This window comes from Rhodospirillum rubrum ATCC 11170 (assembly GCF_000013085.1).
GTDB lineage: Bacteria > Pseudomonadota > Alphaproteobacteria > Rhodospirillales > Rhodospirillaceae > Rhodospirillum > Rhodospirillum rubrum.
The window spans coordinates 2,812,700-2,833,358 of sequence record NC_007643.1; the positions used below are offsets into that span (position 1 = coordinate 2,812,700).

Consider the following 20,659-nt stretch of genomic DNA (forward strand, 5'->3'; position numbering starts at 1 on the left):
GTTCATTCCGTTTGAGAGGGCCCCCTTTTTATCCTGTCGCACGCTCTCGCGCGATAGCCAATCGGGGGCAAACGCGGGCGGAAAGCTCATCCGGTACGGGGAGGCCCGTCGTCTCCCCGGCCCGATCATCGTCGCCGGAAAGGGCTGACGATGACGATCTATTCGAGGAAGATCTCGGCCCGGCGATTGAAGGCCTCGCCCGAGGGCATGACTTCCCGGTATTCCTTCTGATCGTCGGCCACGGCGCCGACGACGATATTGGCCGGAAACACCCCGGCGCTCATCAGCGCCTGGGCCACCGCGTCGGCGCGCTCGGCCGAAACCCGCAGATTGAGAATCTTGTGGCTCACCGGATCCATGTCGCCGGTGCGGCTGGAGGAATGGCCGATGACGCGCAGCACGCCGCCGTTCTCGCGTTGATAATCGGCGATCTCGGCGATCACGCGCAAGTCGTTGTTGTCGAGATCGGACGAGCTCGAGGCGAAATAGACAACGCCGACCTTCGCTCCCCCGCCGGCCAGGGCGGCGGCCTCGTCAAGCCTGCGCACCGCGCTTCCTTGCAGGGAGTTTTCCTGGTGGACGCCGGCGGAATCGATGACCACCGTTCCCGATCCGGGGACGGCGGGCATCGCCGGTGCCTCGGAGGCCGGGAGCACGGACGTCGGCGCGGCCGAGGGACGGGCGGCGACAGCGGCCGGTCCGGGCGAACCGGCCGGGGCATTGGCCACCGTTCCCGGGGCGACCCGGGTGATCGTTTGACCGGACGCGCCCGCCGGGGCGGGCAAAGGCTGCGACACCGGGGTTGGCGCGGCGGCCGCCGTCGAGGGCGCCGCCGGACCGACGCCCAGCATGGTGCCGACCTCGGTCGCTTCCCGGGGCGGCGTGGAAACCGGGGTCTCGGAGACCGGCGCGTCGATTTCCTGGGGGGCGCGGCGGGTGCCCTGGCGGGCATGGCGCGAGGCCTCGCGGTCGGCGACCAAGCCTTCGGTGACGCTGTTGAGTTCGTCCAGGGTGGGCGGCTGCGGCCGGCTGGTCGGCACCTTGTTGACATCGGGGAAATCCCCCGGGGCGGTCTCCGCCCGCTCGCCGGCTGGGCTATCGGACGAGCATCCGCCCATCACCAGCCCTCCGGCCACGATGGTTCCGACGAGCACGGCCCAGGCCGCGCCGCGTCGATGACTCCCCGGCATCCCACGTGTCATGACTCTTACGCACTCCAGTTCAACTACGCTGTGGCAGAGTGTAGGGGCAAGGCTCAGGCGAATGAACAAAAAAACCCTGCAACTTATGCCGTTTTCATTGTTTTGACCCTTAGCACATTCAAGCCAAATGGGGTATAGCCTAATAGGGAACGCAACCCCTGGGATTATCCACGCCCACCCGGTCCGATGAGTGGCACGACCAAGCTCACCCGTCTTGCGGGAACGTCAGGACAAACCACATAGCATTTCAGTCCAGGAACCCTTCTACCCTCTCCCCTTCGCGCAAGGACATCAACATGGCCAATCAGGGCAGCGAGAAGACCCCTCCCGATCCGGCGCGGATCGGCAAGACCATGGCCGATATCGCAGAACGCAGCCAGAAACTCGTCACCGATTTCATGACCCGCCAGGCGACCAGTCCGACCGGGGGAATGGATGATCCGATGAATATCGGGCAGGCCTTCCTTGATATGACCCGGCAGATGATGTCCCACCCCGAACGCCTGGTCGAAGCCCAGATGAGCCTGTGGCAAGACTACCTCGCGTTGTGGCAGACCACGGCTTTGCGGATGATGGGCGCCGAGGCCCATCCGGTGGCCACCCCGGCCCAGGGCGATCGGCGGTTCAAGGACGAGGCCTGGGACAACAACGAGGTCTTCGATTTCATCAAGCAAACCTACCTGCTGACGGCGCGCTGGATGCAGGGCGTCGTCCGTGATGTCGACGGCATGGATCGCCATACCGCCGAGAAGGTCGATTTCTATACGCGGCAGTTCGTCGATGCCATGGCGCCGTCGAATTTCGCCCTAACCAACCCGGAAGTGATCCGCGAAACCCTTGATAGCGGCGGCGAAAATCTGGTGAAGGGCCTAGAGCACCTGCTCCACGACCTGGAGCGCGGCAAGGGCCAGTTGCGCATTTCGATGACCGATGAAAGCGCCTTCGAGGTTGGGGTGAACGTGGCGGCGACCCCGGGCAAGGTCATCGCCCGCAACAGCCTGATGGAGCTTCTTCAATACACCCCGACCACCGAACAGGTCCACAAGCGGCCCCTGCTGATCATTCCGCCCTGGATCAACAAGTACTACATCCTGGATCTACGCCCCAAGAACAGCTTCATCAAATGGGCGATCGATCAGGGTCATAGCGTCTTCGTCATTTCGTGGGTCAACCCCGAGGCCGATCTCGCCGCCAAGTCCTTCGAAGACTATATGGTGGAAGGCCCCTTGGCCGCGCTTGATATCATCAAGACGATCACCGGCGAGGACTCGGTCAACGCCATCGGCTATTGCCTGGGCGGCACACTGCTGGGATGCGTTCTGTCCTATCTGGAAGCCAAGGGCCAGTCCGACCGCATCGCCTCGGCCACCCATTTCACCGCCATGCTCGATTTCAGCGAGCCCGGCGAACTGGGGATCTTCATCGACGACCAGAGCCTGACCTTCCTTGAGGGCAAGATGAACAAGGTCGGCTATCTCGATGGCAGCGAGATGGCCACCACCTTCAACATGCTGCGCGCCAATGATCTGATCTGGTCCTTCGTCGTCAATAACTACCTGATGGGCAAGGATCCCTTCCCCTTCGATCTTTTGTACTGGAACGCCGACAGCACCCGCATGCCCGCGGCCATGCACAGCTTCTATCTGCGCAAGATGTACCAGGAAAACGTGCTGAAGGACCCCGGCGGCGTGACGCTGCTTGGCGTGCCCATCGACCTGCGGCGCAACCGCACGCCCAGCTATTTCGTCAGCGCCCGCGAAGACCATATCGCCCCCTGGCGCTCGACCTTCGCCGGAGCCCAGCTTTACAGCGGCCCGGTGCGCTTCGTTCTCGCCGCCTCGGGCCATATCGCCGGGGTGGTCAATCCGCCCTCGGCCAATAAATACTGCTTCTGGACCAATACCAAGAAGGCCAAGGATGCCGAATCCTGGCTGGAAAAGGCCAGCCAGACCGACGGCTCGTGGTGGACCGATTGGGAGGCCTGGGTCGAGAAGTTCACCGAGGGCAAGGTTCCCGCCCGGGTTCCCGGCGACGCCGGCGTGCCGGTGCTGGGCGACGCCCCGGGCGATTACGTGAAGGTGCGCGCCGGCTAGAATCGCTTCGGGTTTCCTCGCGCTTCGAGATGAGTCACACTCGGCGCCCGGATGGCTGACAAGGCCGTCCGGGCGTTTTTCTTAAACGGGTGTTTCAAGGAATGGTGATGACGCGTTCTCTGGCGGTTCTGATGGCCCTGCCCCTGCTGCTTGCGGCCCCCCTGGCCTTGGCCCAGGACCGCGAGGCCTTGATGGAGGCCTATCGGGCCAAATGCGACACCGAGGCCCGCCGCGCCGCCGCCCTGCCCAATGGCGATAGCGGCCGCGGCCGTTTCTGCGACGACCTCGCCCGCCAGATCCAGCACGGCGCCGCGCTCGACCGCCGGGGCGCCCAATCCTCGCCGCTCGCCCGCCCCAACGCCACCGTCTGGCCCGAAGAAGACTCTACCCCAAAGCCGCCGATCGCCCCCCGCCCGACCCTGCGCTGAGCGTCTAAAAAGAACCGGCCGCCGTTTCGGTCGACTCCTTGAAGACCCCATAAAGATAGGTCATCTGAGGTCATAGTTACGATCTATCGGGCGCATGGCCTGCGCATCGTCATTTTTAGCGATGACCATGAACCGGCCCATGTGCATGTGTTCGGCGATGGGCATGCCAAGATCAATTTGATCGGTCCCGATGGGGAACCGGAACTGATCTGGGCCGAGGATATGAAGCACAACGAGGTGCGTCGCGCGATGGCTGTGGTAATCGAGCGGCAGGCTGATTTTCTGGCGCGTTGGAGAGCAAGACATGGCTGACCTTACCGATGCCCTCATCGACGCCGCCCTGGAGCGGGGCCGGAGTGCCCATGCGAACGAACCGCGCGCCGCCAAGGCGCGCTATGATCGATCATCCGCCCGGGTGATTGTCGATCTTGAAAATGGCTGCACCTTCGCCTTTCCGCCGCGACTGGCGCAGGGACTTGAGGGCGCCTCTGACGACCAGCTTTGCGCTGTCGAAATCCTTGGCCAAGGCTATGGTCTGCATTGGGAAACCCTGGACGTCGATCTTTCCCTGCCGGGCCTGATGGCCGGTATCTTCGGCACGAAAGCGTGGATGGCCAAGCGCGCGGAACCGCCCCCATCCGCCGCCAAGGACGCTTGGTCAAACCTTCCCCGTTGATAGCAAAAGGCCCCCGAAGATCCCCGGGGGCCTTTTTTTTCAGTATCGATCGGCGAATGATCAGAACACGGGCAGAACCGCGCCCTTATAGGTGTCGAGGATGAACTTGCGGATCGGCTCGGACTGATAGACCGCGACGAAGGCCTTGACCCACTCGGCGTCCTTGTCCTGGGTGCGGGCGACGATGACGTTGGTATAGGGGCTTTCGGCGCTTTCAATGGCGATCGCGTCGTCCGTCGGGTTGAGGCCGGCATCAAGGGCGTAGTTGGTGTTGATCGCCGCGGCGTCGACATCGGGCAGCGAACGCGGAAGCTGGGCGGCGTCAAGCTCGATGAACTTCAGCTTCTTGGGGTTGCCCACCACATCGGCCGGGGTGACGCTGAGCCCGGCGCCGTCCTTCAGGGTGATCACGCCCTTGGCCTGGAGCAGCAGCAGGGCGCGGCCGCCGTTGGTCGGATCATTGGGCAGGGCGAAGCGGGCGCCTTCGGGCAGGGCGTCGAGGCTTTTCAGCTTCTCGGAATAGACGCCCATCGGCGTGACGAAATTCTTGCCGACCACCGACAGCTTATAGCCGCGGTCCTTGATCTGGTTTTCAAGGTAGGGAACGTGCTGGAAGCTGTTGAGCTGCAGGTCGCCATCGTTCAGCGCCTGATTGGGCAGCACGTAATCGCTGAAGGTCACGATCTCGACATCAAGGCCCTTGTCCTTGGCCAGGGCCTTGACCTGCTCCATCACCTCTTCATGCTCGCCCGGCGTCACGCCGACCTTGATCTTGGTATCGGCAAAGCCCGGCGCGGCGAAGCCGGTGGCCAGAATGGCGGCGGCGGCGATCGTCTTGAGAAAACGCATAGGGGAGATCCTTTTCGAAAACGGGTCGTATCAAAATTGGTCGCGGGGGGCGCGATCAGATGTTGCGTTTGTCGGCCCGGCGGGCGAGCCGGTCGCCCAGGGTCTGGACGGCCTGAACGATGACGATGAGGGTGATGACCACGGCGATCATCACGTCGGGGCGGAAGCGCTGATAGCCATAGCGAATGCCCAGGTCGCCCAATCCGCCGGCGCCCACGGCGCCGACCATCGCCGAATAGCCGATCAGGGTGACGGCGGTCAGGGTCAGGCCATGGAGGATGGCCGGCAGGGCCTCGGGCAGCAGCACCTTGAACACCACCTGAAGCGGCCGCGCCCCCATGGCGTGGGCGGCTTCGACCAGCCCGCCGTCAACCTCGCGCACCGCCCCTTCGATGATGCGGGCGATGAAGGGGATGGCGGCGACGGTCAGCGGCACGATGGCCGCCGAGGTGCCGATCGAGGTGCCGGCGATCAGCCGGGTGAAGGGGATGATGGCGACGGCCAGGATGATGAAGGGCACGCTGCGTGTGGCGTTGACCACCGGGCCGGCGATGCGGCGCAGCCAGGGCATCTCGAACAATTCGCCCGGCCCCGAGGTGGCGAGCAGCACGCCAAGCGGCAGACCGAGCGCGGTGCCGATGCCCAGCGAGGCGACGACCATGTAAAGGGTCTCGAGGGTCGCCTTGCCAAGCAGCGGGGCGAGGGTGTGGAACAGCGTCTCAAGCATGGACCGCCTCCCGGATCGGCAGATCGATGAACTCGTCGGCGAGCAGCGAGCGCGTGGTTTCGTGACGCGGAGCGGCAAACAGCGAAGAGACGGGGCCTTCCTCGACGATGGCCCCCTGGTCCATCACCGCCACCCGGTCGCAGAGCGCCTTGACCACCTTCATCTCGTGGGTGATGACCACCATGGTCAGGCCAAGGCGGGCGTTGATGTCGCGCAGCAGGGCGAGAATCTGACGGGTGGTTTCGGGATCGAGCGCCGAGGTCACCTCGTCGCAGAGCACGACGCTCGGGCTGCTGGCCAGGGCGCGGGCGATGCCGACGCGCTGCTTCTGACCGCCCGATAATTCGGCGGGATAGCGATCGCGCTTGTCTTCCAACCCGACCAGCGGCAGCAAAGGGTCGATCGCCCGGGCGATCTCGGCCTTGCCGGCGCCGGCCAGTTCCAAAGGCAGGGCGACATTGTCGTACACGGTGCGCGACGACAAAAGATTGAAGTGCTGGAAAACCATGCCCAGGCGCCGGCGAAACAACGGCAGATCGCGCCGGGCCAGGGCGGTGACATCGGTGCCGTCCACCGTCACCGTGCCCGAGGAGGGGGTTTCAAGCAGGTTGATGCAGCGCAGCAGGGTCGACTTGCCAGCGCCGGACCGTCCGATGATGCCGAAGATCTCCCCCTTGCCCACCTCAAGGCTGATGCCTTTGAGCGCTGGATGGGCGGGGGATCCCCTCCGCGCGGGATAAACCTTATGGATATCGGCGAGCCGAATCATCGGCACACTCCTTCACGACACAAAAAAACCGCCACGGCTGTTTCCGAGGCGGTCGTGCGGGAAGGAAACCCGACGCCCCCCGCTTTAGCCGCATTTGTTGCGCGCCCGCAAGCTGAGGAGCAAATCGGCGCGTAGTGTGACCGGATATAGGACGGACCCGGCGGCGGTTCAACAAAGAACCACAGCTTAATTCAGCATGTCAACAGTGGTATTTCTATATATTTCACATTTCTTCGACGTATATATCGGCGAGATCGGCGTATTTCCGGGCCGATTCCGGGAAAAAAGCGATGTCTTCGGCGCTCAGGTCGCGCTTGCGCGCCGCCGGGCTGCCCGCCCAGAGACTGCGGCTTTCCACCCGCTTGCCCGGCGTGACCAGGGCGCCGGCGGCGACCATCGCCCAGGACTCGACCACCGCGCCGTCCATGACGATGGCGCCCATGCCGACGAAGCAGTTGCTTTCCAGGGTGCAGGCGTGCAGCAGGGCGCGGTGGCCGATGGTGATATCATCGCCGATGAGGGTGCCGAGATGACCGCCGGTGACATGGACGATCGTGCCGTCTTGGATGTTGGTGCGCGCGCCGATGCGAATGTGGTGAACGTCGCCGCGCAGCACGCAGCCGAACCACACGCTGGTCCGGGCGCCGATTTCCACATCGCCGATGACAACGGCGCCGGGCGCGATGAAGGCGTCGCTGGCGATCCTCGGCCAGATGCCGCGATGGGGCAGGATGATCGGCCCGGCGGCGGCGGGAGTGCCCAAGGGAACGGCGGGAGGCTCGGAGGCGGACATGGTCGCGACCCTTTCTTCAATGAAAAAGGGGCGCCCGACGGACGCCCCTTATGTCGCTCAGGGAAACAGCGGCTGCTGATCAAGCCCCAGGGTTTCGGGGAAGCCCAGCATGACGTTCATATCCTGGATCGCCTGACCCGAGGCGCCCTTGACCAGATTATCCTCGACGCAGGTCACGATCACCCGGCCGGGCACCCGGTCGGCGTGAACGCCGATCAGCACGAAATTCGACCCGCGCACATGACGGGTATGGGGCGACACCCCTTCGGGCACCACCCGCACGAAGGCCTCGTCGGCATAGGCCGCGCTCAGCGCCTGACGCAGGGTGGTGGCGTCATTGCCGGCGGTGGCACGCAGATAGATGGTGCTTAAGATACCCCGGTTCATCGGCATCAGATGGGGGGTGAAAGTCACCGCCACCGGCCGCCCGACGGCCAGACTCAGACCCTGCTCGATCTCGGGGCCATGGCGATGGGTGCCCACCCCATAGGCGTGGATGCCCTCGGACACCTCGCAATGGAGCGAGCCTTCCTTGGCGTCGCGCCCCGCCCCCGAGGCGCCGGATTTGGCATCGATGATGATGGCGTCGGGATCGATCAGGCCGGCGCGCAGCAGCGGGATCAGCGGCAATTGGGCGCTGGTCGGATAGCAGCCGGGCACCGCCACCAATCGGGCCGTGGCGATGGCGGCGCGATTGATCTCGGTCAGGCCGTAAACGGCCTCCTTCTGAAGCTCGACCGCCTCATGGGCATGGCCGTACCAGGTTTGATAGACCATTGGATCGGCCAGCCGGAAATCGGCCGACAAATCGGCGATGCGCAGCCGCCCGCCGTGGGGGCCGTTCAGCAGATCGCCGATGATGGTCTGCGTCGTGCCATGGGGTAGGGCGCAAAAGACGAAATCGATCGCCGACCAGTCGACCGCCTCGATGGTCGACAAAACCGGCAGATCGAGCCCGCCAAGATGGGGAAAGACCGAGGCGAAGGCTTGGCCGGCCTTGCGGTTGGCGGTCAGCGCCGCCAGGGTCACGCGCGGATGGCGGGCGAGCAGGCGAACGAGTTCGGCGCCCGTATAGCCGCTGGCCCCGAGGATGGCGACATTGACCCGTTCGCTCATAACCAAGATCCTTGTAAGATAGGGAAAAATTCCCGGCGCCGGTCTTGATCGGCCGGCGAAAACATGAAAATGGCCGGAAAGATTGGATACATCGCCCCCACCGGTCGAGGCAAACCTTTTCAAGATCGCCGGCCGGCCGTATCCTTCCAAGATCGTCGGAGATCCCCTTGCCCGACGCCGCTGAAGGACCGCCGCCCCGATGAGCCTTCTTGACCAGACCTTGGCCCGGAGCGTGGGCCGGACCCTGGCACGCGCCACCCTGCCGCTGGTCGGCTGCCTCGCGCAAGCCGCGACCGCTAGCGCCCAGGGCCTGCCCCAGAACGATGTGGACGGCGCCATCGGCACCTGCATCGGCCGCGAGGGCGCCAATGGCGATGAGGTCGGCGAATTGGTCCTCGATCTCAAAACCGGCAAAACCGTTTTCCGCTGTAACAGCGATTCGGCCACCACCACCCGCAGCCTGGACCCCGCCCCGCCGCCGGGCAGCGATCCCGGACCTTTGCGCGTTCCAGCCGAGGCGGTCGGCCGGATCATCGCCCCGCCCCCCGCCCCGCCGCAAGCCGCGCCCCCGGCCAACCGCCGCGCCGCCCCCGTACCCGCGCCGCCGCCCGCCGTCGCCGTGGCTCCGGCCCCCGATGTCGGGGCGATGCCCGCCTATACCCAGCCGCCCGATGAACCGCCCCCGGAAACCCCGAGCGACTGCGTCGGCGCCCATCCCTACTACATGACCTATCCGCCTTGCGTGATCGCCCGCAAGATGGGCTTGCTCACCCCCGGCCCGGGCGGAGGGCCATCGGAAATCATGGTGCGTCAGGTGGCGCCGGTGGGCACGACGATGGCGCCGCCGGGGAGCGAAATCCCCGCCGAGGCCGGGGCCGCCACTGTCCAGGATAAGGCCAGCGCCGAGGCCGCGGTGGCCCGCACCATCGGCCCCTTGCCCGAAGGCGCCGATCAGGCGGCAGCGACGGCGGCCAACGCCACGCGCAACCGCCTTGCCGAGGAAGAGGCCAACCGCCAGGCCGAAGAGGCGGCGCGCAAGCCCTTCGATTGGGGCGCCCTGTTCTTCTGGATCGCCGTCGCGTTTGGCGGCCTGCTGGCGATCGGTGGCGGCGGACTGGCCGTCCTCATGGTGCGTAACCGCCTGCGCCTGACCCGCGCCGCCCGCCCCGACGATCCCTATGCCGGCTATTTCGAGGAGGCCGAGACGACGGAAGCCCCCAAGGCAAAAGGCAAAGCCTCTTCCAAGCCCGCCGCCGAGACCTCGCTTGACGCCTTCGAAGAACACCCCGACGGCGACCCGTTGCCGGCCGGGCAGTAGCACCGCCAGCCTGGAATATCGTCCTAGAACGCTATTCCAGGCCTCTCCTCCCCCCTATCCGCGACCGCCTTTCCATTCCAGCAGACGACGGGCGGCCTTTTCGATGGTTTCCGTCGCGCCGCTGAAGCTGAAGCGGACAAAATGGGCGCCGCGGGCGTCGTCGAAATCAAGGCCGGGGGTGGCGGCGACGCCGGTTTCGGCCAGCATGCGGGCGCAGAACCCCAGACTGTCGTCGGTCAGGCCGCTGACATCGCCATACAGATAGAACGCGCCATCGGCGGGGGCGAAGGCGCCGAAGCCCGCCGCCGGCAGGGCATCAAGCAGGATCTGGCGATTGCGGGCATAGCGGCGGATGTTCTCTTCAAAGGCCCCATGATGGCGCAAGGCGGCCAGCCCGGCGTATTGCGACAGGGCCGGCGGGCTGATGAACAGGTTCTGGGTCAGGCATTCCACCGGGCGCAGCAGGTCGGGGGGCAGCACCAGCCAGCCCAGGCGCCAGCCGGTCATGCAGAAGTATTTGGAAAAGCTGTTGACCACCACCGGATGCTCGGCAAGCCCGACCGTGCTTAACGCCGCCTCGCCATAGGTGATGCCGTGATAGATCTCGTCGGAGATCAGGCGGATCCCCCGCTCGCCGCAATAAGCGACCAGGGCCTTGAGGTCGGCGGCGGGCATCACCGTGCCGGTCGGATTGGCCGGACTGGCGACGATCAACCCGTCCAGATCCATCCCGGCCTCTTCCAGCACCGCCACCGTCGGCTGGTAGCGGGTTTCCGGGCCGGTCGGCAAGATCACCGGCTCGCAGCCCAGGGCCTTGAGGATATGGCGATAGGCCGGATAGCCGGGCGCGGCCAGCCCCACGCGGTCGCCGGCCTCGAAAGCGGCGAGGAAGGCCAGGATGAAGCCCGCCGAGGATCCGGTGGTCACGATGATGCGGCCGGGATCGACAGCCACCCCCTGGGTGCGCTGGTAATGCAAGGCGATGGCCTCGCGCAGGGCATCCAGGCCAAGGGCCACCGTATAGCCCATCGGCCCGCTGTGCAGGCGCCGCGCCACCTCGTCAAGCGCCTGCTCGGGCAGACCGGTGGACGGCTGGCCGACCTCGAGGTGCATGACCTCGGCGCCGGTGGCCTCGCGCTCCGCCGCCGCGCGCATCACGTCCATCACGATAAACGGCGGAATAAGGCCCCGCCGGGCCACTTTCAAAGCCATCGAACCACATTCCACGCAAAAGAGGGCCATGCAAAAAAAGGCAAAAGGGAACCCAGGGTGCTTTTAGCTGCCCGCCCTCAGGGCATAGCCAGCCCCCCGGGGATCGGTCGCCGCCCGGCACGAGGCCGGTTTGGGCGGAATACCCTGGGGGCACGAGGCGACATTGACCCGCGCCCCGCTGGCCACGGCGGAGATCGCCCCGGCGATCGCGGCTTGCGCATCGCCCTCATTCTCGAGCAAGGGGCGGGCGACGGCGCTTTGCAGGGCGGCCGCCCCGGCGCCGGCGCCGGCGATCGCCAGATGGAACTCGTGCACATTGGGGTTGATCATCAGCAAGGTGGCCAAAGCCTCGCCCCCCCCGGCCACGGCGCTGGCATCGGCCAGCACGAAGCCCTGATTGGGCATGATCCTGCCACTGCCAAAGGGCCGCCCCAGGGTCAGGGCGCAAGACACCGCGTTGCCATAGCTGTCGGCCACGACAAAGCCGGTGGCGCCCGGCGCCGCGCCGCCCGATCCCCCGGCGGCGCCCGGGGTGGTGGCGGTGTGAACGATCTCGTTGCCGCGCTCGGCGGTGGTGGTCGGCAGCCAGCGCGGCAACTGGCGGCGCAGGTCCTCGACGGTCAGGCCGATGCCCTCGGCCTGGGCGGCCTGAGCGATTTCACGGGCCAGTTGGCCGTCGTGCATCTCGCCCGGGCCACGCTGGCGCAGGCGGCCGATCAGACCGGCCAGATCGACGTCGCTATACCGCCCCCCCTCGCTGACCCCGGCGAAGCGGGCGCTCAATCGCCGATCCACCCCCGGGCCGCGCGGCAAATCGGCCAGTCTTTGGCCAAAGGCCCGCGAGACCGGGAAGCCGAAGCGCGCCAGATTTTCCGGCGCGGCGAGCAGGCCTTCCCAGCGCAGCGTGCCGTATTTGGCATTCAGCGCGAACATGCCGCGCCCCAGGGCCGGCACCGCCACCGCCCGCCCGCCGCCAAAGGCGCCGCCGGGCGCGCCATAGGCGGCCATTCCCCCCGAAGCCGGGCCGGGCAGGAAATCCAGGGTCTCGGCCTTATTGGCCTTGGCGTCATAGACCACGCACAGGCCGCCGCCGCCCAGCCCGGCCGCGGAGGGCAAGGTGACGGCCAGGGTGAAGGCCATGGCCACGGCGGCATCGGCGGCGCGGCCGCCGGCGCTCAAGATATCGCGCCCGGCCAGAACCGCCTGGGGTTCATCGGCGGCGACGACCCCGGAAAAGCCTTCAATGTAGCCGACAACGCCGATCTGGCGGTCATCGGCGCAGCCGGCGACCATACTTCCCGCGGCAAGAACGGCCAGAACAGACCGGCGGGCGCGTTGACGGACCCGCCGCCGCCCCTTAGCTTGGGGAAACATCCGGTCTATGGAGATCATGGTGAAGCGCATGCGCCTTCTCATTGCTGGTAGGCTTTTCTTCGGGCTTGGCTTGGCCTTATGGGCGCTGGGCGCCGGACCAAGTCCCGCCAGGGCGGCGGGCATGTCGCTGATCCGCGACGCGGAAATCGAAAATACCATCGCGATGATCGCGACGCCACTGTTGCGCGCGGCGAGCATCGGCGATCGGGCCATCACCTTCCGATTGATAAACGACGATACGATCAACGCCTTCGCCACGACCGAGATGCGGGTTTTCGTCTATACCGGGTTGTTTCTCAAAACCGAAGGGCCAGACGAACTCAAAGGCGTCATCGCCCACGAAATGGGCCATCTCGCCGGCGGCCATTTGCTGCGCATGAAGGACGAAATGGCCAATGCGTCGATGACGGCGCTGGTTGGCATGCTGGCCGGAGCGGCGGCCGGTATCGCCAGCGGTCGCGGCGATGTCGGCAGCGCGGTGATGATGGGCACCAATCAGGCGGCGATGCGCGGTTTTCTGACCTTCAGCCGCACCCAGGAAAGCTCGGCCGATTCCTTTGCCATGCGCATGCTTGACGCCACGGGGCAATCGGCGGCGGGCATGCTGAAGTTCTTTCGCAAACTGGGCGATCAGGAAGCCTTGATCACCGCCAGCCAGGACCCTTACGTTCGCACCCACCCGCTGACCCGCGATCGCATCACCGCCGTGGCCGACCACGTCGCCCATTCCCGTTTCAGCGACGTTCCGCCCTCCCCCGCCGAGGTCCTGGCCTATCAGCGGGCCAAGGCCAAGCTGATGGCCTTCCTCAAATCCACCGGCGCCACCCTGGCCGCCTATCCCGCGACCGATCGATCGGTCGCGGCCCGCTATGCCCGGGCCATCGCCTATTACCGGGCGGGTGATCTTGGCCGCGCCCTGCCGCTGATCGACGGCCTGATCGCCGAGGATCCGAACGATCCCTATTTCGAGGAACTGCGCGGCCAGATGTTGTTTGAAAACCAACGTCTGCGCGAAGCGCTCGGCTCCTATACTAAGGCCGCCCGCCTCGCCCCCACCGAACCGCTTATTCTGGTGTCCCTGGCCCATGTCCAGGTGGAATTGGGCGACCGGCCTTTGCTTGAAAACGCCCTGACCAATCTCAACGCCGCGCTCGGGCTTGATCCGACCAATTCCTTCGCTTGGCGGCAGATGGCCAACGCCTCGGGCAAACTGGGCGACGAGGCGATGGCGGCCTATTATCTGGCCGAGATGGCCCTGTCCCAGGGCGACCCACGCGAGGCTTTGGCCCATGCCAAACGGGCCGAGGGACGCATCCCCAAGGGCTCACCCCAGGGCTTGCGCCTTCAGGATCTGATCGCCGAGGCCGAGCGCCAGAAGAAACGCCAGGAAGATCGCGATTAACGCGGCCCTGTCATCGCGAGGAACCCCAGGATCGTTTGTTCGTCCGTCGTTTCGAGGAGGTCCTTGCCTTGCCCACCGCCATGACCGCCCTGCTCGGCTGCCAGCTTCTGGGAGAGCTGATCGTGCGGGCCCTGCACCTGCCCATTCCCGGGCCGGTGCTCGGCCTTCTTCTGCTGCTCGCCTGGCTTTTGCTGGGCACCACCGTCACCCTGCCGGTCTCCAGTTCCCTGCCCGAGGTGGCGCGCGGTCTGCTGAACCATATGTCGCTGCTGTTCATTCCCGCCGGCGTCGGCATCATCCTTCATGGACAGACCCTAGCCGACCAATGGCTGCCGATCTCGGTCAGCCTGTTTGGCAGTACCGCCCTGGCCCTGATCGCCACCGCCCTGACCTTCCGCGCCGTCTGCAAGATCATGGAGCGCTCGAAGGCCAAGAAGGAGGGCGGGCGATGAACGGCCTTCCCGGCGAAATCCACGACCTGTGGGTCTATCTGCACGCGACGCCGCTGTTCTGGCTGACCGTCACCTTGCTCGCCTATCTGATCGGGCTGGGGCTGCACAGCGTCGCCCGCCTCAATCCGCTGGTCAATCCGGTGGCCATCGCCGTTTTGTTGCTTGTCGGCCTGCTGAAGATCACCGGAACGGACTATCACGACTATTTCTCCGGGGCCCAGTTCGTTCACTTTCTGCTCGGTCCGGCGACGGTGGCGCTGGCCGTTCCGCTGTTTGAAAACATCGGCAAGGTGCGTCAGGCGCTGATCCCGATGGGGATCGCCCTGGTCGTCGGCTCGACGGTGGCGGCGGGTTCGGCGATGGGGCTGGCCGCCCTGACCGGCGCCACGCCCGAGGTGTTGCTGTCGATGGCGCCGAAATCGGCGACGACACCGATCGCCATGGGCATCAGCGAGAGCATTGGCGGCCTGCCCGAACTGACGGCGGTGATGGTGATCCTGACCGGCGTGCTGGGCGCGGTGATCGTCACCCCTTTGATGACTCTCCTTGGCATCAAGGATATGCGGGCGCGGGGCTTCGCCGCCGGGGTCGCCGCCCATGGCCTGGGCACGGCGCGCGCCTTCCAGGTCGACCCGCTGGCCGGCACCTTCGCCGGCATCGGCATGGGCATGAACGGCCTGATGACCACCCTGGTGGTCGCGGTGCTGGTGGGATTCTTCTAGCAGAACTTGCGCCCAGACCGACGGATGGCGCACAGTTTCGCCATGACGGCCGGTTACTCAGATCGTCCTTTTCCCAAAGCCAAGGATTTCGCCGCCGATGACCTTCGCTCTTCGTCCGCTTCGCGCGCTCCGCCCCCTGCTGCTTGCCGCGACCCTGATCGGCGGCGCGCTTGCGCCGGCCCTGGCCGCCGAGGATAGCCTGTCGCCCGCCCAGCAGGCCGCCGTGCGCGCCCTGATCCGCGACACCCTGGTCTCGGACCCGGAAATCCTGCGCGAGGCCGTCCAGGCCCTCCAAGCCAAGGACGAGGCCGAGGCCTCGGCCCAGCAGGCGCGCGCCATCAAGGACCTGGGCCCGCTGTTGCACAGCCCCGAAGGCTTGCCCGCTTTGGGCAATCCCAAGGGGGACGTCACCGTCATCGAGTTTTCCGACTACAACTGCGGCTACTGCAAGCGCGTTTTCCCCGTGCTGTGGGACGAGGTCGAGGCCGACGGCCAGATCAAGCTCTATGTGATGGAATACCCCATTCTCGGAGCGGAGTCGGTGATGGCGGCGCGGGCCGCCCTGGCGGCGATCGGCCAGGACAAATACGCCGAATTCCATAAGGCGCTGATGGCCCATAAGGGCAAGTTCACCGAAGAGGCCATCGCCGGGATCGCCCGCGCCCAAGGCCTTGATGCGGCCAAACTCAAGACCGCCATGGCGGGCAAGGAGGTTGACGCCGCCCTCGCCCGCTCGTTCCAGATCGGTCAGGCCCTGGGCATCTCGGGCACCCCGGCCTTCATCGTCGCCGACCGCCTCGTCCCCGGCGCCCTCGACCCCGCCACCCTCAAGGCCCTGGTCAAGGAAGCCCGCAGCGGGAAATAAGGCGACGCTCCACCGTCCGCACCCCTCATGGGGACGGACGGTGGGCGTTCCTTGATTTTTCCCTAAACGTCACCATTTTGGTAACAGGAAAAGAGCCGGGGCCTCTAAAGACAGACCGCGACAGCTCAAGTGCGCCGTCGCCGCCACCTTATCGAAGGTGCCCGTTATGATCCGGAGATTTCGCACTCGCGCTTTGGAAGACCTGTTTCACGACGGAACCACCCGCCACATCGACAAACGCCATCACCGCAATTGTCTTTTGATTCTTGATGCCTTGAACATGGCGACCTGCGCTCGGGATCTGGAAGGCGTGAAGGACTTTCATCCCTTGAAAGGCAACAGATCCGGAGAGTATGCGATGCACGTCAGCGGAAATTGGTGCATTACCTTTCGATTCGACGGGGCGGATATTACGGATATAGGTTTTGAAGACTATCATTAGAGTAGCGCCCGTGAATCCTGGTTCCCGCACGCCGCTCTAAGAGACTGATGGTGAAGCAAATCGCCGTCGCGGTCTGATCCGGATCGCTCGGGATTGGCTATAGCCCTCAAGCCCTCTCAGGACAGACGATGATGATCCCCAAAAATAGACAGCCAACCCACCCTGGCCAGATCTTGAAGGATCTTTATCTCGATCCGCGCGCCGTCTCCATTACCGCCTTCGCCGAGGCGACCGGACTATCGCGCAAGCATCTGTCGCAGATCATCAACGGCCATGTCGGCATCACCCCCGACACGGCCGTGCGCCTTGGCGAAGTCCTTGGAACCTCCGCCCACATGTGGATGAACGGCCAGACCACCTATGACCTCTGGCACGCCCAACGCCGTCTGACCGAAGGCCGTCCGGTTCACTCGGGAGCCTTCGCGGTTCATCCTGACAATGGCGCGCCCGCGTAGGGCCCGCACGCCCCTTAGCGTTTCAGCCCCGAAACCGTCTGCGACATTTCATCGCAGGTGCGGAAAACGGTGGCGGACGAGGAATAGGCGGTCTGGGTGGTGATCATCTTGCTGAACTGATCGCCCAGATCGACGGTGGATTGCTCCAGCGCCCCGGAGGTCACGGTGGTGCCGACGCTGGCGGCGCTATCGGCGCTGAAGATCCGGCTTTCCCCGGCGGCGTCGCTTGCCCGGTACAGGTTCTTGCCGATCGCCTCCAGGTGGTCATTGGCCTGGAAATCGGTCAGCGCCAGCTTGTAAAGCGGCAGGGTCTGGCCGTTGGAATAGGTGCCCGACAGCACGCCGCTGGCATCGATGTTGGTGCTGATCAGCGACCCTTCCTTGTAACCATTGGTATCAAGATTGCGGATCTGGGTGGCGCCGCTGACCTGGGTCAGGGCGTCGATATCAACGGCGATGGTGCCGGTGGTACCATTGGCATAGGTGACGGCAACGGCAAGCTGCCCATCGTCGGGGCTGAGCAAGGTGCCGTCACCGTTGAAGGTCACCTGGGCCGGGGTCGCCGTACCGGTGGTGCCGCCATTGGGATCGGAGACCGCCACCGTCCAGCTGTTCTGGGTGCCGGCGACCGGCGTGAATTCCAAGGACACGTTCTGACGCGGCCAAGTCGACGAGGTGGTGCCGTCGGCCGCCGTCGTCGTCACTTCCGGCCCCCAGACGGGGATGCCCAGGCTTTGGGTGGTGGTCGCCAAAGCGTTGATATTGGCGCGCACCACGGCGGCGGTGGTCGCCTGACCGTCGGCCTCGGCCCGGGTGTTGAGCTGGATCGGGCTCAGCGCCCGCGCCCCGGTGATCGTCCCGGTCTTGGTGTCATTGACCGGGAAAGGCTCGGTTCCCGCCTGCACCGCGGCCTGATCGGCCGCCCATCCCATCACGTAATAGCCGTCCTGGGTGGAGAGATAGGAATTGCCCGCGACCACCTTGCCAACGGTTTCCTTCGCCACCCGCGCGCCAAAGGAGCCATCGCGGGTATAGAAGGTCTCCCCCGACAGATCGGCTTGCTGATTGACCATGAACAGTCCCTGGCCGCCGATGGCGACATCAAGATTGCGCCCGGTGGTCAGCAACCCGCCCTGTTCGCTCACCCGCCGGTAATCGACGGGCTTTACCCCGAAAAAATCGAAATTGGCGGTGGATTCCGACAGCAGTGTTTTGAAATTGGTATCCACCTGCTTGTAGCCGGTGGTGTTGATATTGGCGACATTCGTCGAAATCTGGCCCAGGGCATGGGACTGGGTAATCATCGCCATCGAACTATTGGTGAACGCGCCACCCAGGCTCATCGCCATTCTCCCGACATGTCACAAGACCCCGCCCGCCGGAGCGGCGCGCGGAACAGCCTTGGAAATGGACCAACCGGGGTCTATGCAGCAAAGTCTATGCCAAGGCCAGACCCCAACCTTTCAGCCAAGGTCTTGTGCTCGTCAGGATCAAAACGCCGATGGGGCGGCAAAACCTGCCGCCCCATCGGGTAAAAACGACCGGCTTGGCGGCGGGCCTAGATCAGCCCGGCCAGCGGCGAGGACGGATCGGCGTAGAGTTTGCGCGGCATGCGGCCGGCCTGATAGCTCAGCCGCCCGGCCTCGATCGCCAGCCGCATGGCGCGCGCCATGCGCACCGGGTCCTTGGCCTGGGCGATGGCCGTGTTCATCAACACGCCGTCGCAGCCCAGTTCCATGGCCACGGCGGCGTCGGAGGCGGTTCCCACCCCGGCGTCGACCAGCACGGGAACGCTGACGCTCTCCTTGATCAGGCGGATGGTATAGGGGTTGATGATACCCAGCCCCGAGCCGATCAGCGACCCCAGCGGCATGATCGCCACGCAGCCCATATCCTCCAGCCGCTTGGCGGCGATCGGATCATCGGCGCAATAGACCATCACCTCGAAGCCGTCGCGAATCAGGGCCTCGGCGGCCAGGAAGGTCTCGGCCATATTGGGATAAAGCGTGCGCTGATCGCCGAGAACCTCGAGCTTGACCAGCGACCAGCCGCCGGCCTCGCGGGCCAGCCGCAGGGTGCGCACGGCCTCGTCGGCGGTGAAACAGCCGGCCGTATTGGGCAGATAGGTGTATTTGGCGGGATCGACGTAATCGACCAGCATCGGCTGCGACGGATCGCTGACATTGACCCGGCGCACGGCGACGGTGACGATTTCGGCGCCGCTGGCTTCGATCGCCCGGGCGGTCTCCTCGAAATCGCGGTATTTGCCGGTGCCGACCAGCAGCCGCGACGAGAACACCCGACCGGCCACGGTGAACGGATCATCGGCCGGCTGGGGGTCCGAGCGGTCGCCGCCACCGATGAAATGGACGATTTCAAGCTGATCGCCCTCATCAAGGGCGGTTTCCTTATAAGTGGTCCGCGCCACGATCTCGCGGTTGCGCTCGACCGCCACCTTACGGGGATCGACCCCCATGCCAACCAGCAAGGCCTCGATGGAAACGGAGGGGGCGAGCTCGCGCGGCTCGCCGTTGATGATCACCCGCATGTCTTGGAATTCCATGGCTGTTTGTTGGGCGGGCTCTCAATCCGGGGCGGCCCCTCCGCGAAAGCGATCCCGCTTTTTCTGGGCGGAGAGACGGCCCTCGTCCCGCAGGGCCTCAGTATGGGTCGCTGATCAGTCGGATTCAACTGGGATGACCCGTCAGCGGGCGCGGGATTTGTTGCGAGGGCCGGGGAGCATGGTATAACCCCTATCCGCCCCCCAAGCGCCAGAAGAAGCCCGCGCGGGCCAGGAATCCGATGACAGCACGCCCCATCCTCATCCTCAACGGCCCCAATCTCAATCTGCTCGGCACCCGCCAACCCGAAATCTACGGGGCGACCACCTTGGCCGACATCCGGGTTTTGTGCGAGGAACGGGCGGCCGCCCTTGGCCTTGCCATCGATTTCCGCCAGTCCAATCACGAGGGTGAATTGGTCACCTGGATTCAGGAGGCCCGCCACGGCCACGGGGCGATCATCCTCAACGCCGCCGCCTATACCCATACCTCGGTGGCCATCCTCGACGCCCTGCTCGCCTGTGAAAAGCCGGTGATCGAGGTTCATTTGTCCAATATTCACCGACGCGAGGACTTCCGCCGACACTCCTATGTGTCGGCGGCCGCCGTCGGCATGATCTGCGGTTTCGGGGCGCTGGGCTACGCGCTCGCCCTCGAGGCCGTCGCCGGCCAACCGGGCGTTCGGAGCTGACCGTCTGTTCGCGGCCCGACCCCCCAATATCCTTTCATTGCGGAGAGAACCGATCCCATGGCGAACACCCCCATCGACAGCGACGCGATCCGCGCCCTCGCCGAGTTGCTCGACGAAACCGGGCTGACCGAGATCGAATACGATAGCGGAGCCCTGCGTATCCGCATCGCCAAAGGCGGTGCCATGACCGGGGTGACCTATGCCAGCGCGCCGGCCGCCATCGCCGCCGCCGCTCCGGCCGCGGTCGCCGATCCGGCCGATCACCCCGGGGCCATCAAGGCGCCGATGGTCGGCGTCGTCTATCATTCCAGCGAACCCGGCGCCGCCGCCTTCGTGCAGGTCGGCGATCAGGTCGCCCAGGGCCAGACCCTGGTGCTGATCGAGGCCATGAAGACCTTCAATCCGGTCCGCGCGCCGCGCGCCGGTACGGTGGCGGCCATTCTGGTCGACGACGCCACTCCGGTGGAATTCGGCGAACCCCTGATCATCCTCGAGTGAGGGAGGGCGGGCGC

The 20,659-nt window shown here is 65.5% G+C and carries 23 protein-coding genes and 1 pseudogene; 13 read left to right on the forward strand and 11 right to left on the reverse strand.

Annotation, left to right across the window (positions count from 1 at the left end):
* Positions 1-158 precede the first annotated feature (158 nt).
* Complete coding sequence (locus RRU_RS12490) at positions 159-1,202, reverse strand: OmpA family protein (protein WP_011390165.1); 1,044 nt, start codon at positions 1,200-1,202, stop codon at positions 159-161.
* A gap of 296 nt (positions 1,203-1,498) precedes the next feature.
* On the opposite strand from RRU_RS12490, the gene RRU_RS12495 reads away from it, so the two are divergent.
* The 4 genes from RRU_RS12495 (at position 1,499) to RRU_RS12510 (ending at position 4,399) form a co-directional block, all read left to right on the forward strand.
* Entirely contained in the window at positions 1,499-3,295 is a 1,797-nt protein-coding gene (locus RRU_RS12495) for a PHA/PHB synthase family protein (protein WP_011390166.1), read from the forward strand.
* Positions 3,296-3,402: 107 nt separating this feature from the next.
* On the forward strand, positions 3,403-3,723 hold the full coding sequence (locus tag RRU_RS12500; protein WP_014626374.1) for a hypothetical protein: 321 nt from the start codon (positions 3,403-3,405) through the stop codon (positions 3,721-3,723).
* Positions 3,724-3,870: 147 nt separating this feature from the next.
* Positions 3,871-4,035, forward strand: a complete 165-nt coding sequence (locus RRU_RS12505; RefSeq protein WP_237703876.1) for a hypothetical protein — start codon at positions 3,871-3,873, stop codon at positions 4,033-4,035.
* Positions 4,028-4,399, forward strand: a complete 372-nt coding sequence (locus RRU_RS12510) for a DUF2442 domain-containing protein (RefSeq protein WP_011390169.1) — start codon at positions 4,028-4,030, stop codon at positions 4,397-4,399. The genes RRU_RS12505 and RRU_RS12510 overlap by 8 nt, the downstream gene beginning before the upstream one ends.
* Before the next feature lie 60 nt (positions 4,400-4,459).
* Here RRU_RS12510 and RRU_RS12515 read toward each other — a convergent pair whose 3' ends face one another.
* The 5 genes from RRU_RS12515 to argC form a co-directional block, all read right to left on the reverse strand.
* On the reverse strand, positions 4,460-5,248 hold the full coding sequence (locus RRU_RS12515) for a MetQ/NlpA family ABC transporter substrate-binding protein (protein WP_011390170.1): 789 nt from the start codon (positions 5,246-5,248) through the stop codon (positions 4,460-4,462).
* Between the two features lie 55 nt (positions 5,249-5,303).
* A complete protein-coding gene (locus tag RRU_RS12520) occupies positions 5,304-5,975 on the reverse strand; it encodes a methionine ABC transporter permease (RefSeq protein ID WP_011390171.1) in 672 nt (223 codons plus the stop codon).
* Positions 5,968-6,744 carry a methionine ABC transporter ATP-binding protein gene (locus RRU_RS12525; protein ID WP_011390172.1) on the reverse strand — a complete coding sequence of 259 codons (777 nt, stop codon included), beginning with the start codon at positions 6,742-6,744 and terminating at the stop codon, positions 5,968-5,970. The genes RRU_RS12520 and RRU_RS12525 overlap by 8 nt, the downstream gene beginning before the upstream one ends.
* A 223-nt stretch (positions 6,745-6,967) precedes the next feature.
* Positions 6,968-7,537 (reverse strand): gamma carbonic anhydrase family protein, encoded by a 570-nt coding sequence (locus tag RRU_RS12530; RefSeq protein ID WP_011390173.1) that lies wholly within the window; start codon positions 7,535-7,537, stop codon positions 6,968-6,970.
* 57 nt (positions 7,538-7,594) lie between these two features.
* The gene (gene argC / locus RRU_RS12535) at positions 7,595-8,653 is read right to left on the reverse strand and encodes an N-acetyl-gamma-glutamyl-phosphate reductase (RefSeq protein ID WP_011390174.1); all 1,059 of its coding nucleotides are present in this window, start codon (positions 8,651-8,653) and stop codon (positions 7,595-7,597) included.
* Positions 8,654-8,852: 199 nt separating this feature from the next.
* Here argC and RRU_RS12540 point away from each other — a divergent pair, with 199 nt between their 5' ends.
* A complete protein-coding gene (locus tag RRU_RS12540; protein ID WP_011390175.1) occupies positions 8,853-9,971 on the forward strand; it encodes a hypothetical protein in 1,119 nt (372 codons plus the stop codon).
* Between the two features lie 54 nt (positions 9,972-10,025).
* On the opposite strand, the gene RRU_RS12545 is transcribed toward RRU_RS12540, so the two are convergent.
* Both RRU_RS12545 and RRU_RS12550 read right to left on the reverse strand, forming a co-directional pair.
* Complete coding sequence (locus RRU_RS12545) at positions 10,026-11,183, reverse strand: aminotransferase class I/II-fold pyridoxal phosphate-dependent enzyme (RefSeq protein WP_014626375.1); 1,158 nt, start codon at positions 11,181-11,183, stop codon at positions 10,026-10,028.
* Positions 11,184-11,246: 63 nt separating this feature from the next.
* Positions 11,247-12,476, reverse strand: coding sequence for a gamma-glutamyltransferase (locus tag RRU_RS12550; protein WP_011390177.1), 1,230 nt, complete (start codon positions 12,474-12,476; stop codon positions 11,247-11,249).
* 109 nt (positions 12,477-12,585) lie between these two features.
* On the opposite strand from RRU_RS12550, the gene RRU_RS12555 reads away from it, so the two are divergent.
* The 6 genes from RRU_RS12555 to RRU_RS12580 all read left to right on the forward strand — a co-directional run bounded on the left by RRU_RS12555 (position 12,586) and on the right by RRU_RS12580 (position 16,895).
* A complete protein-coding gene (locus RRU_RS12555) occupies positions 12,586-13,959 on the forward strand; it encodes a M48 family metalloprotease (RefSeq protein ID WP_011390178.1) in 1,374 nt (457 codons plus the stop codon).
* A 68-nt stretch (positions 13,960-14,027) separates the two neighbouring features.
* Complete coding sequence (locus RRU_RS12560; RefSeq protein WP_237703765.1) at positions 14,028-14,411, forward strand: CidA/LrgA family protein; 384 nt, start codon at positions 14,028-14,030, stop codon at positions 14,409-14,411.
* On the forward strand, positions 14,408-15,133 hold the full coding sequence (locus RRU_RS12565) for an LrgB family protein (RefSeq protein ID WP_011390180.1): 726 nt from the start codon (positions 14,408-14,410) through the stop codon (positions 15,131-15,133). The genes RRU_RS12560 and RRU_RS12565 overlap by 4 nt, the downstream gene beginning before the upstream one ends.
* 97 nt (positions 15,134-15,230) lie before the next feature.
* Entirely contained in the window at positions 15,231-15,998 is a 768-nt protein-coding gene (locus RRU_RS12570) for a DsbA family protein (RefSeq protein ID WP_011390181.1), read from the forward strand.
* 166 nt (positions 15,999-16,164) lie between these two features.
* Positions 16,165-16,440, forward strand: coding sequence for a type II toxin-antitoxin system RelE/ParE family toxin (locus RRU_RS12575; protein WP_014626377.1), 276 nt, complete (start codon positions 16,165-16,167; stop codon positions 16,438-16,440).
* A 128-nt stretch (positions 16,441-16,568) separates the two neighbouring features.
* On the forward strand, positions 16,569-16,895 hold the full coding sequence (locus RRU_RS12580) for a HigA family addiction module antitoxin (protein ID WP_011390183.1): 327 nt from the start codon (positions 16,569-16,571) through the stop codon (positions 16,893-16,895).
* Positions 16,896-16,909: 14 nt separating this feature from the next.
* Here the strand turns inward: RRU_RS12580 and RRU_RS12585 are convergent, their stop codons facing one another.
* The 3 genes and pseudogenes from RRU_RS12585 to thiS form a co-directional block, all read right to left on the reverse strand.
* Positions 16,910-18,238 carry a flagellar hook protein FlgE gene (locus RRU_RS12585; protein ID WP_011390184.1) on the reverse strand — a complete coding sequence of 443 codons (1,329 nt, stop codon included), beginning with the start codon at positions 18,236-18,238 and terminating at the stop codon, positions 16,910-16,912.
* 215 nt (positions 18,239-18,453) lie between these two features.
* A complete protein-coding gene (locus RRU_RS12590) occupies positions 18,454-19,257 on the reverse strand; it encodes a bifunctional sulfur carrier protein/thiazole synthase protein (protein WP_414153050.1) in 804 nt (267 codons plus the stop codon).
* A pseudogene (thiS, locus tag RRU_RS20215) lies at positions 19,258-19,458 on the reverse strand (sulfur carrier protein ThiS); the annotation flags it as partial.
* 239 nt (positions 19,459-19,697) lie between these two features.
* On the opposite strand from thiS, the gene aroQ reads away from it, so the two are divergent.
* On the forward strand, positions 19,698-20,147 hold the full coding sequence (aroQ, locus tag RRU_RS12595) for a type II 3-dehydroquinate dehydratase (protein WP_011390186.1): 450 nt from the start codon (positions 19,698-19,700) through the stop codon (positions 20,145-20,147).
* A gap of 57 nt (positions 20,148-20,204) precedes the next feature.
* The gene (locus RRU_RS12600) at positions 20,205-20,645 is read left to right on the forward strand and encodes an acetyl-CoA carboxylase biotin carboxyl carrier protein (protein WP_011390187.1); all 441 of its coding nucleotides are present in this window, start codon (positions 20,205-20,207) and stop codon (positions 20,643-20,645) included.
* Positions 20,646-20,659 lie beyond the last annotated feature (14 nt).

What these genes read in the sequence shown, in the direction of transcription:
- RRU_RS12585 (WP_011390184.1), bottom strand. Translation starts at nt 18,238, where the DNA reads ATGAGCCTGGGTGGCGCGTTCACCAATAGTTCGATGGCGATGATTACC.
- RRU_RS12510 (WP_011390169.1), top strand. Translation starts at nt 4,028, where the DNA reads ATGGCTGACCTTACCGATGCCCTCATCGACGCCGCCCTGGAGCGGGGC.
- RRU_RS12545 (WP_014626375.1), bottom strand. Translation starts at nt 11,183, where the DNA reads ATGGCTTTGAAAGTGGCCCGGCGGGGCCTTATTCCGCCGTTTATCGTG.
- RRU_RS12575 (WP_014626377.1), top strand. Translation starts at nt 16,165, where the DNA reads ATGATCCGGAGATTTCGCACTCGCGCTTTGGAAGACCTGTTTCACGAC.
- RRU_RS12515 (WP_011390170.1), bottom strand. Translation starts at nt 5,248, where the DNA reads ATGCGTTTTCTCAAGACGATCGCCGCCGCCGCCATTCTGGCCACCGGC.
- RRU_RS12520 (WP_011390171.1), bottom strand. Translation starts at nt 5,975, where the DNA reads ATGCTTGAGACGCTGTTCCACACCCTCGCCCCGCTGCTTGGCAAGGCG.
- aroQ (WP_011390186.1), top strand. Translation starts at nt 19,698, where the DNA reads ATGACAGCACGCCCCATCCTCATCCTCAACGGCCCCAATCTCAATCTG.
- RRU_RS12570 (WP_011390181.1), top strand. Translation starts at nt 15,231, where the DNA reads ATGACCTTCGCTCTTCGTCCGCTTCGCGCGCTCCGCCCCCTGCTGCTT.
- RRU_RS12565 (WP_011390180.1), top strand. Translation starts at nt 14,408, where the DNA reads ATGAACGGCCTTCCCGGCGAAATCCACGACCTGTGGGTCTATCTGCAC.
- RRU_RS12550 (WP_011390177.1), bottom strand. Translation starts at nt 12,476, where the DNA reads ATGGTCGCCGGCTGCGCCGATGACCGCCAGATCGGCGTTGTCGGCTAC.
- RRU_RS12600 (WP_011390187.1), top strand. Translation starts at nt 20,205, where the DNA reads ATGGCGAACACCCCCATCGACAGCGACGCGATCCGCGCCCTCGCCGAG.
- RRU_RS12540 (WP_011390175.1), top strand. Translation starts at nt 8,853, where the DNA reads ATGAGCCTTCTTGACCAGACCTTGGCCCGGAGCGTGGGCCGGACCCTG.
- argC (WP_011390174.1), bottom strand. Translation starts at nt 8,653, where the DNA reads ATGAGCGAACGGGTCAATGTCGCCATCCTCGGGGCCAGCGGCTATACG.
- RRU_RS12525 (WP_011390172.1), bottom strand. Translation starts at nt 6,744, where the DNA reads ATGATTCGGCTCGCCGATATCCATAAGGTTTATCCCGCGCGGAGGGGA.
- RRU_RS12530 (WP_011390173.1), bottom strand. Translation starts at nt 7,537, where the DNA reads ATGTCCGCCTCCGAGCCTCCCGCCGTTCCCTTGGGCACTCCCGCCGCC.
- RRU_RS12555 (WP_011390178.1), top strand. Translation starts at nt 12,586, where the DNA reads ATGCGCCTTCTCATTGCTGGTAGGCTTTTCTTCGGGCTTGGCTTGGCC.
- RRU_RS12500 (WP_014626374.1), top strand. Translation starts at nt 3,403, where the DNA reads ATGACGCGTTCTCTGGCGGTTCTGATGGCCCTGCCCCTGCTGCTTGCG.
- RRU_RS12580 (WP_011390183.1), top strand. Translation starts at nt 16,569, where the DNA reads ATGATGATCCCCAAAAATAGACAGCCAACCCACCCTGGCCAGATCTTG.
- RRU_RS12490 (WP_011390165.1), bottom strand. Translation starts at nt 1,202, where the DNA reads ATGACACGTGGGATGCCGGGGAGTCATCGACGCGGCGCGGCCTGGGCC.
- RRU_RS12495 (WP_011390166.1), top strand. Translation starts at nt 1,499, where the DNA reads ATGGCCAATCAGGGCAGCGAGAAGACCCCTCCCGATCCGGCGCGGATC.